Source organism: Nonomuraea sp. NPDC047897 (assembly GCF_043204415.1).
Classification (GTDB): domain Bacteria; phylum Actinomycetota; class Actinomycetes; order Streptosporangiales; family Streptosporangiaceae; genus Nonomuraea.
On record NZ_JBIDCC010000014.1, the window covers coordinates 101,899 to 114,220 of the forward strand.

At 74.7% G+C, this 12,322-nt stretch carries 10 protein-coding genes; 7 read left to right on the forward strand and 3 right to left on the reverse strand.

Annotated elements, in window-relative coordinates:
• Nucleotides 1-7 precede the first annotated feature (7 nt).
• Complete coding sequence (locus ACGF0J_RS29085) at nucleotides 8-1,024, reverse strand: hypothetical protein (RefSeq protein WP_393150720.1); 1,017 nt, start codon at nucleotides 1,022-1,024, stop codon at nucleotides 8-10.
• Nucleotides 1,021-2,043 carry a GNAT family N-acetyltransferase gene (locus tag ACGF0J_RS29090; protein ID WP_393150722.1) on the reverse strand — a complete coding sequence of 341 codons (1,023 nt, stop codon included), beginning with the start codon at nucleotides 2,041-2,043 and terminating at the stop codon, nucleotides 1,021-1,023. The genes ACGF0J_RS29085 and ACGF0J_RS29090 overlap by 4 nt, the downstream gene beginning before the upstream one ends.
• A 136-nt stretch (nucleotides 2,044-2,179) precedes the next feature.
• On the opposite strand from ACGF0J_RS29090, the gene ACGF0J_RS29095 reads away from it, so the two are divergent.
• The 6 genes from ACGF0J_RS29095 to ACGF0J_RS29120 all read left to right on the forward strand — a co-directional run bounded on the left by ACGF0J_RS29095 (nucleotide 2,180) and on the right by ACGF0J_RS29120 (nucleotide 9,103).
• On the forward strand, nucleotides 2,180-3,130 hold the full coding sequence (locus ACGF0J_RS29095; protein WP_393150724.1) for an NAD-dependent epimerase/dehydratase family protein: 951 nt from the start codon (nucleotides 2,180-2,182) through the stop codon (nucleotides 3,128-3,130).
• A complete protein-coding gene (locus tag ACGF0J_RS29100) occupies nucleotides 3,127-4,314 on the forward strand; it encodes an ATP-grasp domain-containing protein (RefSeq protein ID WP_393150726.1) in 1,188 nt (395 codons plus the stop codon). The genes ACGF0J_RS29095 and ACGF0J_RS29100 overlap by 4 nt, the downstream gene beginning before the upstream one ends.
• Nucleotides 4,315-4,414: 100 nt before the next feature.
• A complete protein-coding gene (locus ACGF0J_RS29105) occupies nucleotides 4,415-5,218 on the forward strand; it encodes a hypothetical protein (protein ID WP_393150728.1) in 804 nt (267 codons plus the stop codon).
• 33 nt (nucleotides 5,219-5,251) lie between these two features.
• The gene (locus tag ACGF0J_RS29110) at nucleotides 5,252-5,947 is read left to right on the forward strand and encodes a hypothetical protein (RefSeq protein ID WP_393150730.1); all 696 of its coding nucleotides are present in this window, start codon (nucleotides 5,252-5,254) and stop codon (nucleotides 5,945-5,947) included.
• 100 nt (nucleotides 5,948-6,047) lie between these two features.
• Nucleotides 6,048-7,946 (forward strand): heparinase II/III family protein, encoded by a 1,899-nt coding sequence (locus ACGF0J_RS29115; protein ID WP_393150732.1) that lies wholly within the window; start codon nucleotides 6,048-6,050, stop codon nucleotides 7,944-7,946.
• Nucleotides 7,943-9,103 carry a substrate-binding domain-containing protein gene (locus ACGF0J_RS29120; protein WP_393150734.1) on the forward strand — a complete coding sequence of 387 codons (1,161 nt, stop codon included), beginning with the start codon at nucleotides 7,943-7,945 and terminating at the stop codon, nucleotides 9,101-9,103. The genes ACGF0J_RS29115 and ACGF0J_RS29120 overlap by 4 nt, the downstream gene beginning before the upstream one ends.
• 31 nt (nucleotides 9,104-9,134) lie before the next feature.
• Here the strand turns inward: ACGF0J_RS29120 and ACGF0J_RS29125 are convergent, their stop codons facing one another.
• Nucleotides 9,135-11,093, reverse strand: a complete 1,959-nt coding sequence (locus ACGF0J_RS29125; RefSeq protein ID WP_393150737.1) for a DUF2264 domain-containing protein — start codon at nucleotides 11,091-11,093, stop codon at nucleotides 9,135-9,137.
• A 196-nt stretch (nucleotides 11,094-11,289) separates the two neighbouring features.
• Between ACGF0J_RS29125 and ACGF0J_RS29130 the strand changes: the two genes are divergently transcribed.
• A complete protein-coding gene (locus tag ACGF0J_RS29130) occupies nucleotides 11,290-12,300 on the forward strand; it encodes a hydroxyacid dehydrogenase (protein WP_393150739.1) in 1,011 nt (336 codons plus the stop codon).
• The last annotated feature ends 22 nt before the right edge of the window (nucleotides 12,301-12,322 follow it).

The window sequence follows — 12,322 nt, forward strand, 5'->3', positions numbered from 1 at the left end:
CACAGGCTCAGAGGGGCACGACGAGCGCGGAGGAGGGAACCAGTTCGGCGCCGAGGCCGCTCTTGACCTCCGCCTGGCCCTTGCCGAGGACCAGCCCCGCCTTGCCGGCGGCGATGGCCCACTCGACCATCCGGACGTAGCCGTCGAAGTAGAGGTGCTTGCGCCCGCCGTCCTCCGGCGGCAGGGCGCCCCAGCTGAGGCAGACGGGCCAGGCGGGGTGGTCGAGGATCAGGGAGAGTCCGAGGAGCCGCCGGCCGGCGTCACGGTAGGCGATCGCGACCACCTCGTCGCTCGCCACGAGGGCTTCGAGGTACGGCTGGGGCAGCGGGGCGAGCGGGAAGAGCCGGCTGCGGTACTTCAGGTCGTTCAACGCGCGCAGTTCGGCCGCCTCGGACGCGCCGACCAGTTCGCGGGCCGGTCCGACCGCCACGGACAGGCCCGGGTCGGCGGAGAAGCTCCTGGCCCGCCGCCGCAGCGACTCCCTGCGGGGCCGGTCGAGCAGCGCGTACCACTCGTCCATGCCGGCGAAGGGGGTGGCCAGCTTGGCCAGCGGCGCGGTCGGCAGCGCCACCTTGACCAGGCCGGGCAGCAGCGTCCGCTCGCCGGGCGACACCTCGCGCCACACGACGCTCCGCCAGCCGGGACCGAGCCGCCGGCGGACGCCGCGCACGTACTCGCGCAGCAGCTTCCCGCGTTCCTCCCGCTCGATCGCGGCGGTGAACCACCAGCCCTTCTGCGAGCGGTTGCCGGGCGCGTGCACGTCCAGGACGCCGGCGGGGTCGCGCCGGTCGGCGTAGCGGCCGCGGTGCGGCAGGGCGCCGCGCAGTGAGGCCGACACGGCGCCGACCGCGACGCCGTCCAGGCTCAGCACGGTCAGCAGGACCGGGGCCTGGGCTGCCCAGGCGTAGGCGCGGAGCAGGTCGTAGCGCCAGGTCACGCACTGGCCGGCCGCGGTGCGCAGCTCCTCCCAGCCGGTCGGCTCGGGGTCGTGGCGGGGGTCGAGCGTGTGCAGGGTGACGCTCATCCCATCGCCCATCTGGGTACGACGACGAATCTGAGGGGCACGTGCGCCATCCCGAGCGAGCGCTTGATGTCAACCCGGCCCCGGCCGAACAGGACACGCTCGGCGCCCTTCTCGACGGCCCACCGCACGATCCGCGGGTAGACGTCGAAGTAGAGGTCCTGACGGCCGCCCTCCTCGGGCCGAAGCGCCGCCCAGGGCCCGCTCACGGGCGTGTCGGGGTGCTCGTACACGACGGAGAAGGCGAGCAGCCGCTCCCCCTCGTGGTAGGAGATGAGGCGGACGTCGTCGCGGCGCAGGAGTTCGTGGAAGTAGGCGGCGGGCAGCGGCGCCCGCGGGTCGAGGCGCGACGCCAGCCGGTCGGTGTGCCTGCGGTTCAGCTCGGCCAGCTCCACCGCGTCGAGGTCGCCCCGGGCGGTGCCGTCACGGACGACCAGGCCGGGGATCTCGGCGATCTGCCTGATCTGGCGACGCAGCGACTTGCGGCGGTTCTTGCTGAGCGAGGTGATCCAGCCCTCCACCGAGTCCCAGCGCACCGGCAGGTACATGCTGCCGGGCGAGTCGCGCACGACGCAGCCGCGCCGGGCCACCTGGGGCAGTTCCGGCTCGGTCACCATCCGGTAGAGCACCCCGGCGAGCCCCCAGCCGAGGTGCCGCCGTGCCGCCCGTTCGAACTCCCGGAGCAGGGCGCGGCGCCGTTCGGGCGGCACGTCGCCGGCGAAGTGCCAGGTGGGGCCGTTGGAGTGGCCGGGCAGGCGGACGTCGAGCAGCAGCGGCTCGCGGCGGGGCCGCGGGACGCGGCCGGAGTTCGGCGTCCGCAGGCCGACGTAGACGGCCCCGACCACCCCCGCCAGGCGCGGGCCGTCGCGGAAGACGGCCAGCAGCGGGCGCGCCCACGATCCCCGTGACGACGCCGCGATGACGTCGTAGGCCCAGATGGCGCTCAGTCCCTCAGCCTGCCGGAAGGCCTCCCACCCGGGAGGTTGGGCATCCCGGCAGGGATCCAGTAATTCCAGTTGCACGTAATGGCCTTCAGCGAACGATTACAACATGGACACGACGGTCTAGTCGGCAACGATTCTCGCAGACTATGTCTGCTGTGATCATGTCGTACATGTCCGACACCACGGACACGGTTTCTCACACTCAAGAGGTGTCATGAAAGTTGGAGTCACCGGCGGGAACGGCTTCATCGGCCGTTACGTGTGTGAGGAACTCGCCTCCCGCGGCCACATCCCGCTCGTTTTCGACCACCGCGGCCAGGCCGAGCGCGACCTGCCCTGGGAGGTGATGCGAGGAGACATCCGCGACGCCACCGCGATGACCGAGTTAGCGGCACACTCGGACGCGATCATCCACCTGGCGGCCGTCCTCGGCACCCAGGAGACCATCACCAACCCCCGCCCCGCCGCCGAGACCAACCTCATGGGCGGCCTGAACTTCCTGGAGGCCATCGCCCAGTACGACCTCCCCGGCGTCTACATCTGCGTGGGCAACCACTGGATGGACAACAGCTACAGCATCTCCAAGACGGCCGTCGAGCGCTTCGTCAGGATGTTCAACGCCCACCGCGGGACGCGGGTCAACAACGTCCGGGTCGTCAACGCCTACGGCCCCCGCCAGCAGGCGGCGCCGCCGTTCGCGCCGGGCAAGGTCCGGAAGATCACGCCGGCGGTCATCTGCCGCGCGCTGTCCGGCATGCCGGTGGAGCTGTACGGCGGTGGAACGCAGATCTCGGACATGGTCTGGGTCGGCGACGTGGCGCGGGCCCTGGTCTCCTCCCTGGAGACGGCCGCCGACGGCAAGGTCCTCGACCATGTCGTGGAGGTGGGCCCGACCACCTCGTCCACCATCCGCGAGGTCGCCGAACTGGTCATCGACCTGTGCGTGGCGCGCGGCTACCCGCGGGTGCCGATCGCCGACCTGCCGATGCGCCCGGGCGAGACCCCGGACACGGCGGTCACGGCGCAGACCAAGACCCTGCTGTCCGTCGGCATCGAGCCCGACTCGCTCGTCTCCCTGGAGGACGGCATGGCGCGGACCGTGGACTGGTTCATCGAGACCCGCGGCGCGCACTGGGACGTCCCGCAGGCGGTGGCCGGCGCGTGAAGCGGCTGGTGGTCCTGGGCGGCTCGGACGGCACGATCAGCTCGTTCCGGGCCGCCCGGCGGCTCGGGCTCGGCACGGTCTGCGTCGACATGCGCGCCGACGCCCCCGCGGTGCGGGAGGCGGACGAGTTCCTGCATCTCAGCACCCGGGACGTCGACGCGGTGACGGCCGCGCTACGTGGCTCCGGCGACGTGGCCGGACTGATCGCGCCGGGGACCGACATCAACCTCCCCTCGCTGGTCGAGATCGCGGGGCGGCTCGGGCTGCCGTGCGGCCTGTCCGCCGCGGCCCTGCGGGCCTCGACCGACAAGGCGTACTTCCGCGAGGTCTGCGCCGGGCTCGGCCTGGGCGGGCCCGGGTACGTCGGCGGCTCGGCCGAGGAGGTCGCCCGCGACGCCGGGCGGCTGGCCTTCCCCGTCATCGTCAAGCCGGTGGACTCGGGCAGCTCCCGGGGCATCACGGTGTGCGCCACCCCCGCCGAGGTGGCCGACGCCGCCACGGCGGCGGCCGCCGCCTCGCCCACGGCGACCGTGATCGTCGAGGAACTCGTGACCGGCCGCGACCTGTGCGGCGAGGCGTTCCTGCAGGACGGCAGGGTGGCCCTGCTCGGGCTGAGCGACCGGGTCGTGGCGGCCCCGCGGGTCGTCGCGGTCGGGCACGACATGGCGCCGCGCGACGAACGCCTCACCGCCGAGGTCACGCGGCAACTGGAGCTGGCCTGCGCCGAGGTCGGCTACCCGGACGGGCCGGTCAACCTCGATCTGTTCGTCACACCGGACGGCTCCGTGGTGCTCATCGAGATGGGTACGCGGATCGGCGGCAACGGCATGGGCGAGGCGCTCGGGCTGATGTACGGGGTGGACACGGTCGCGGCGGCCGTCCAGCTCGCCGTGGGGCAGCGCCCGGACCTGACGCCCCGGTGGTCGCGGCACACCGCCGTCCGCATGCTGCGCTCCGGGTCCGCCGGGACGCTCGTGGCGCTGGACGGCGTCCCCGAGGCGCTGGCGGTGCCGGGGGTGGCCGACATCGTGGTGACGGCCCTGCCGGGCGAGCCGGTCGTGCCGTACACGGAGTGCCGGGCCAAGCTCGGGTACCTGCTGGCGTCGGGCGACACGGCCGGCGACCTGGCGCGTGCGCTGGCCGCCGCCGAGGACCTCGTCCAGGTCAGGGTCGATGCCGGCTGATCCCCCGACCGGACGGCCCTCGCACTCCCGGCCCTCGGGTGCGGGGTTCCCGGGTGCGGGGTTCTCGGGTGCGCGGTGGGAGCGGCGGTACCGGCGAACGGTGGACGGGGCCTTCCGGCGGGTGCCGTTCTACCGGGACCAGTGGGTGGCGGCCGGTCGGGCGCTCGACCGGCCCGAACCCACCGAGTCGGCCGCGCTGGCCGGGCAGGCGCACCGCCTCTGCCCGTTCGCGCGGCCGTTCGACCCCGCGGCGGAGCCTTCGCCGTGGATCGGCGACGGGCGGTCGCTCCGGGACGCGCTCGCCCTCGCGGGCGCGCCCCGCCGGGCTCCCGTGCTGGAGGTGCGGGCCGCCGTGCTGGACCGGCGCTCGCTCGGCCGGTTCCCGTGGACCGGCCCCCGGTACGGGGTGCTGCTCGCGCCCGGCGCCAGGGTGGTCGACGACGGGCGGCGCCGGGAGCTGAACGCGGTGGCGCTGCGGCTCGCGGCCCGCGCCGGCCGGGCGGTGGTGGTGGGCGAACGGGCCGCCGTCGAGGCGTTGCTGCCCGACCTCGACGGGGTCGAGGTGACCGTCGTCTGCCGCGTGACCGCCGGGGAGGCCGTACGAGCCGGTGAGACCGTACGAGCCGGTGAGGCCGTACGAGCAGGTGAGGCCGCGCTCGCCCACGACCCGCACCTCGGGTACTTCGCGGCCACCGTCCCCGGCTGCGGCGGCGCCCACCTGCTGTGGCGGGACTTCCACGCTCGCATGGCCGATCGCGGGCCCGGCCGGGTGCCCGCGGTCACCGCGCTGCGGCGGTCCAGGCCCGTGCTGGTGGACGTGGTGCCGCACGGGGCGGAGGAGCTGGGCCTGGACCTGTGCCCCCGGCACGGGACGCCCGTCCTCGTCCCCGGCCGTACGAACTGATCGCCCAACCGACACACTGACGGGAATGTGATGGTGACCTCTCCTCCCCCGCGTCCGGCCGGCTCGTTCTGGCTGGACAACCGGACCGCGCTGCTGGCGGGAGCGCTGGCGGTGGCGCTGGCCGGGCTGGTTCGCTTCGTCATCCCCTACGAGCGGGAGATCTCCTCGCTGTGGATGCTGCTGGTCAAGCTGACGCCCCAGCTCGCGGCCTGCGTCGCCGTCGCCTGGCTGGACGTCGCGTGGGCGAGGTGGCTGCGGCTGCACCTGGTGGCGCTGCCGGCGATCTTCCTGGCGTTCCTGTGCTACTTCGTGCCCAAGACGTTCATGACGGCCCTGGACATGGTGGACGGGACGGCCGCGTTCGAGGACCTCTACCTGCACGTGGTCGTCTTCGTGCCTTTCATGATCGTGGGGCTGGTGCTGTCGTACCGGCTCGGCGGCGGCTCGCGCGAGGGGGTGCTGCGGATCGGCGCGGCGATGACCGTCCTGCAGATGTCCGGCCTGGAGGACCTGGTCGCGGTCCTGATGAACAGCCGGCTGGACGGCGTTCCCGAGGTGTGGGCGTGGGCGCACCACATGACGGTGCGACTCGGTCACGTGGCGACGCGGACCGAGGCCTACGTCTTCATCGCCGTGCACCTCGTCCTCGCGGTGCTGGTGCTGGTGGTCCCGGGCCGGGCCGTCACGGCGCTCGGCCGGCGGATGCGGCGGCGCGCTCCCTCCGCCTGACGGCAGGCGCACGTCGTGATCGCTTTTCCCGTCCGGAGCCATATGGCTCAGGTTCGATCAGATTCGATCGGTACTATGGGACGGCCGGCGAGGAGGACGTATGACGAAGACTGATCAGTCGCCCGGGCCGCTCCTGGCGGCCTGGGGCCCCGCGGCCTCGCGGGAGGGGCTGGCGCGCGTCCTGCTCCCGCCCGGCGAGGCGATCCCGGTGCCGCCCGGCGGGGCCGGGGTGTGGGAACGCGTCCGCGAGTCGGGCGTCCTGGACGCCGTGCGCGAACGGGCCGACAGCGAGCTGGGCACGCCCTGGCCGCAGCCGCTCGCCTCGCGGTACGCGCGCTACTTCCGCGACGGCGACCGCACGGGGTACGAGGCCGAGGTGTTCGGGCGGCAGGACCGGCTGACCCGCGCCGTGCTCACGGCGGCCCTCACCGGCGAGCCCGAGTGGCTGGACGAGGCGGCCGACGGCGTCGTGCTGCTGTGCGAGCAGAGCTCGTGGTGCTGGCCGGCGCACGAGGACACCTGCCGCCCCCGCGGCACCGTGCTGCCCGACGTGGCGACCCCCTGCCTCGACCTGGGCGCCGCCGACGTCGCCGCCCAGCTCGCCTGGGCCGACCAGGTGCTCGGCGACCGCTTCGCCGAGCGGTACCCCGGCCTGCGTGAGCGGGTGCGGGCCGAGGTGCGCGCGCGGGTGTTCGAGCCGTTCCTGCTGCGCGACGACTGGCACTGGCTGGGGCTCGACGGCGACGTGCACAACTGGTGCCCGTGGATCTGCAGCAACGTCCTCGTCGCCGCGCTGCGCCTGGCGCCCGACGGAGACGGACGCGCTCGGCTGGTGGAGTGGGCGGTGGCCGGCGTCGACCGCTACCTCGCGTCACTGCCGGCCGACGGCTCGGTGGACGAGGGCTACGAATACTGGTGGAACGGCGCCTGCCGGGCGCTGGAAGCCCTCGACGTGCTGGAGCACGCCACCGGCAAGGCGCTCGCCGCGGCCGACGTGCCGGTCGTGCGGGAGACCGTCGCCTTCCCGCACCGCATGCAGCTCGGCGGCCCCTGGTATCTGAACCTCGCCGACGCGCGGGCCCGCCCGCCCGCCGACCTGCCGTGGCACGTCCCGTACCGCTGGGGCCGGCGGCTCGGCGAGCCCGATGCCGTACGGCACGCGCGCTCCGAGCGCCCCGCCCGGCTGCCCGCCGACGTGGAGCTGGGCCGGGCCCTCATGGCGCTGGCGGACGGCGAGTGGGCGGCCGCCGAGCCCGCCGAACCGCCCCTGGCCGCCTCGGTCTGGCTGCCGGGCACGCAGGTCGCCCTCGCCCGTACGGCCGGCGGCGCGCGGCGCGGGCTGGCGCTCGCGGTCAAGGGCGGGCACAACGACGAGCACCACAACCACAACGACGTCGGCTCCGTCGTCGTCGCCGTGGACGGCGTGCCCGTGCTCGCGGACGCGGGCCGGCCGACGTACACGGCTCAGACGTTCGGCCCCGACCGGTACGCCATCTGGACCATGCAGAGCACCTGGCACAACGTGCCCGAGGTCCGGGGCACGCCGCAGGGGCAGGGCCGCGCGTTCGCCGCGCGCGACGTGGAGGTGGCCGACGGGCCCGGCCGCTTCACCGCGCGGCTGGACCTGGCCGCCGCCTATCCCGTGCCGGGGTTGCTGCGCTGGTGGCGGACCGCGGTGCTCGACCGCGACGGGGGCCGGGTGACGATCGGCGACGCCTGGGAGTTCGCCGCCGCCGGCGAGCCGAGCGTGCTGCACTTCCTGCTGGCCGGACGGGTGGAGCGGCCCGGCGACGGGCAGGTCGTCGTCCGGCCGCCGGACGGCGCGCGGGCCGCCCTGGTCAGCTGGGATCCGGCGCACGCCACGGCGGCGGTCACCGTCCGCCCGCTGGAGGACCCCATGCTGTCGTCGGTGTGGGGCGACCGGCTGACCCGCCTGGAGCTGCGCCTGCCCGGCACGGCTCGCGGGGCCTTCGAGATCCGGGTGGAGGTGTGGGGATGACCGTCCCCGAACCGGCGTCCGCGCTGCCGGACGAGCGGCGCGCCCACGTGGTGGAGCTGCTGCGCCGCCGGGGCGTGGTCCGCGTGAACGAGCTGGCGGCCGAGCTGGACGTCTCGGTCATCACCATCCGCCGCGACATCGCGCTGCTGTCCTCCCAGGGGCTCATCCGCCGGGTGCGCGGCGGCGCCGTGCTGCACGACGGGGCCGTGGCCGACGCGCTGGCCGGCAGGGACAACGGCGCGGAGGGCGAGGACGCGCCGCCGTCCCCGCAGCCCGCGCCCGACCGATCCGGGGCGGAGCGGCGGCAGCTCACGATCGGCATGGTGGTGCCGTCGCTCACGTACTACTGGCCCGACGTGGTCCGCGGCGTGCGCGAGGCCGCGGCGGCGGCCGGGGCGCGCATCGTGCTGCGCGGCGCCAGCTACCAGGCGGCCGACGAGCGGCACCAGCTCTCCCGGCTGGTGGCGGCGGTCGGCGTGGACGGCCTGCTGGTGGCGCCGACCATCACCGGCGACGACGGCGAGGAGCTGGTGGGCTGGCTTCGGGGCGTCGGCGTGCCGGTGGTGCTCATCGAGCGCACCGCCGCCGCCGGCCCCCACCAGGAGGCGATGGAGTCGGTGGTCAGCGACCACGCCCTCGGCGCCGCGATGGCCGTGCGGCACCTGGCCTCGCTCGGCCACCGCCGGGTCGGGCTGGTCACCACCGTGCAGAGCCCCACGGCGCCGCACGTCCGGCGCGGGTGGCGGCGGGCGTGTGCGGATCTCGGCCTGCCGCTCGACGGCACACCGGACATCACGTCGGTGGACCAGTGGGATCCGGGCTGGCCTGAGGCGCTCGACGGCGTACTCGACGCGGCCGTCGGCTCCGGGACGACGGCGCTGCTCGTGCACTCCGACCCGGAGGCGATCAGCCTGGTCGAACGCTGCGAGGAACGCGGCATCCGGGTGCCCGGCGACCTGGCCGTGGTGACGTACGACGACGAGGTGGCCGAGCTGTGCGACCCGCCGCTGACGGCCGTCCGCCCGCCGCGGGCGGCGATCGGGCGGGCGGCGTTCGCGCTGCTGGCGGAGCGCCTGGCCGACGAGGACCCCGAACGGCCGACGCACCGGATCGTCATCGAGCCGCGCCTGATCGTCCGGTCCTCCTCGACGGCCTAGCACCGCGCCCGGCGTCCTCGGCACGGCGTCGTCAGCGCGGCTCGCCCGGCGCGGCCGGTACGGCCAGGGTGTCGCGCGTGCCGTCCGGCCAGGTGACGTGGGCGAGCGCGGGGCCGTCCCACGACACGGCCGGTGACGCGGCCGGTGGCCGGCCGCCGAGGTGCAGCGCGGCGGTGTACCAGGTGCCGGTGCGGGCGGGGCCGCTGGTCGCGCACCAGGGGACCAGCGTCCAGGGGGCGAGCGGCGAGCCGTCGCGGACGGGCGTGCTGCCCGACCGGTCGAACCCGGCGCCGGCGACCACGCGGGAGCACCCGTCCTGCCCGGGCGCGGCGTTCCCGGCGGCGGTCGCGGAGGGCAGGGGCCAGCCGCCGACACGCAGCCGGCCACCGTCCGATGGGGCCGGGGCGTCCTCCGGGACGGCGCCGGGCGACAGGCGGATCAGGCGCACCTCCCACGTCCCGCGTACGGCTGACACCAGGTCGATCCACGGCCCGAGCCGGACCGACCCGGACCGCCCGTACCCGTGGTCGGGGCCGCCGTCCCCGGAGGCGACCCAGTGCGCCTGCCACCGCGACGCCCCGGCGAGCGTCCCGGACGGCAGGCGGTCGAGCAGCAGCGTCTCGAAGCCGGTCCGGTGGCTGGCCAGGCCCTGCTCGTCGAGGACGGCCACCGACTGGTCGAACGGGTCGGCGGCGTGCGGGCCGGCCAGCAGCGGCGAGGTGGCCGTCGAGTAGCCGAGCCGGGCGTACAGCGGCGAGTCGGTCAGGTGCGTGCCGGGGTGGGAGTGGTCGGTGCCGTGGTTGACGACGCGCACGATCCCGTCGGCGCGGGTGCCGCTGACGAGCCAGCCGGGGGCGCGGGCGAGGAGGTGGAAGTCCTCGCGCTCGACGGGCAGCGGCTCCTCGACGGCCGTCCACACCGGATGGTCGGCGGGCAGCGACAGGCCGAAGAGGCCCTTGGCCGCCCAGTACGGCGAGCCGGGTCCGGAGTACGACTGGGCGATCGGCGGCCACGCCCGGTGCCAGCCGAGGGTGAGGATGCCGTGCTCGTCGGGGGCGCCCCGGTCCACGAAGTGGCGGGCGACGCCCGAGGCGGCGCGGCGCAGCAGGCCGGGCGCGGGCGTGGCGAGGCCCGCGCGGGCGCCGGCCCAGAACGGCGTCGCGGCGGCGAACCGGTAGGTGAGGCTGCGTCCCTGCACGAGGGGCGACCCGTCGGCGCCGACGAGGTGGACGGCGTCGTGCAGGTAGCGTTCGAGGCGTTGGCGGTAGAGGGGCAGGCGGGAGTCGGCGGCCGGGTCGCCGGCGGCCATCTCGGCCCACATCAGCGGGTAGAACTGCAACGCCCACCCGGCGTAGTGGTCGTAGGCCCGTTCGGCGCCGTCGGCGTACCAGCCGTCCTGCCGGGCGAAGCCGTCGGTGAGGGCGAGGCCCCGCTCGATGTCCTCCCGCGCGTACGGCCCGCCGACGGAGGCGAGGAACTGCTCGACCACGATCTGGAACCACACCCAGTTGATCGGCGGGTAGTCGGACCCGATCGCGGGCGCCAGGTAGTCGACCACCTGTTCCTGGACGAGCGGGTCGAGCCGGTCCCACAGCCACGGCCGGGTGAGGTGCAGCACCAGGGCGAGGGAGGCGGCTTCGACCTTGGCCTGGCCGTGCTCGTCCAGCCGCACCCAGCGCTCGGGTGAGCGGGGGTCGGTGCCCGTGGCGAGCCCTTGGGCGTACCAGTCCATGAGGCCGAGGGGGTCGCGCCCGCCCTCGCCGGCCACCCGGAACCCGGCCGCGAGGAACGTGCGGGCGAAGCCTTCCAGGCCGTCCACGTCGGTGCCGTAGCCGCCGGGCGGTCCGGGGAAGGTGATGCGCGCGTGGGAGGGCGAGGCGTGGGGGCGCGCCGACAGGAGGAGGTGGTCGGCGAGCGCGGCCCAGTGCTGCCGCGTCCAGCCGGTGTGGGGTGACAGCCGCAGGTCGTCGAGCTCCCGCAGCGGGCGCATGGGTCCTCCTGGTGATCGCGGTAGGGCGTCCAGGGAGTTAACGCGACCGGTTCGTCCCGCGTCAAGAGCCAACGCTCCAGAACGATCAATATCGATCAGATAACGTGATCGTTCTGAATTAACGCAGTATTGACGTGATTGAAATGATCGGACATGATCGGCGAACTGGTAAGCGCTTGCCGCCGAAGGGACCCGCGTGAGACGACGACCATCTGCCCTGCTCGTGATGGACCCCGCGTACTACAGCGTGCAGTTCCAGGAGCCGCAGCTACGCCGGTTGCACGAGCTCGTCGAGCTCACCGAACCGGTCGTCACCGACGACCTCGACGCGCCCCACGTCCGCAGCCGGCTGCGCGAGGTCGAAGTGCTGATCACGTCGTGGGGCGTTCCCCGGCTCACGCCCGAGCGACTGGCCGACGCGCCGCTGCTGCGGGCCGTCTTCCACTGCGCCGGCACGGTCCGCACGTTCGTCACCGACGAGGTCTGGCGGCGGGAGATCCTCGTCACCAACGCCGCCGACGACAACGCCGTCCCGGTGGCCGAGTTCACCCTCGCCGCGGTCATCCTGGCCGGCAAGAAGGCGCCGTTCCTCGCCCAGGACGCCCGCGTCCACCGCGACGACTGGTCGTACGCGTCCCGGCGCGGCGAGCTGACCAACCGCGGGCGCACCATCGGCGTCGTCGGCTTCTCCCGGACCGGCCGCCGGGTCGTCGAGCGGCTGCGCGCGCTGGAGGTGGATATCCTGGTCGCCGACCCGTACGCCGACCCCGACGAGGTCAGCGCGGCGGGCGCCCGCCTGGTCACGCTGACCGACCTGCTGCCGCTGTGCGACGTGCTGACCCTGCACGTGCCCTCGCTGCCGTCCACCCGCCACCTCATCGGGGCGGCGGAGCTGGCCCTGCTGCGCGACGGCGCGACCGTCATCAACACCGCGCGCGGCGCCGTCCTCGACACCGCCGCCCTGGAGCGGGAGTGCGGCCGCGGCCGGATCGACGCGATCCTCGACGTCACCGACCCCGAGCCCCTGCCCGCCACCTCGCCCCTGTACGACCTGCCCAACGTCATGATCACCCCCCACATCGCCGGATCACTCGGATCGGAGACCCGGCGGATGAGCGAGAGCGCGCTCGACGAGCTCGAACGCTACCTGACCGGCCGGCCGCCCCTCGCGGCCGTGACCGCCGACGAGTTCATGGTGAGCGCCTGAGCCCTGAGACCGGCTCGAAGGA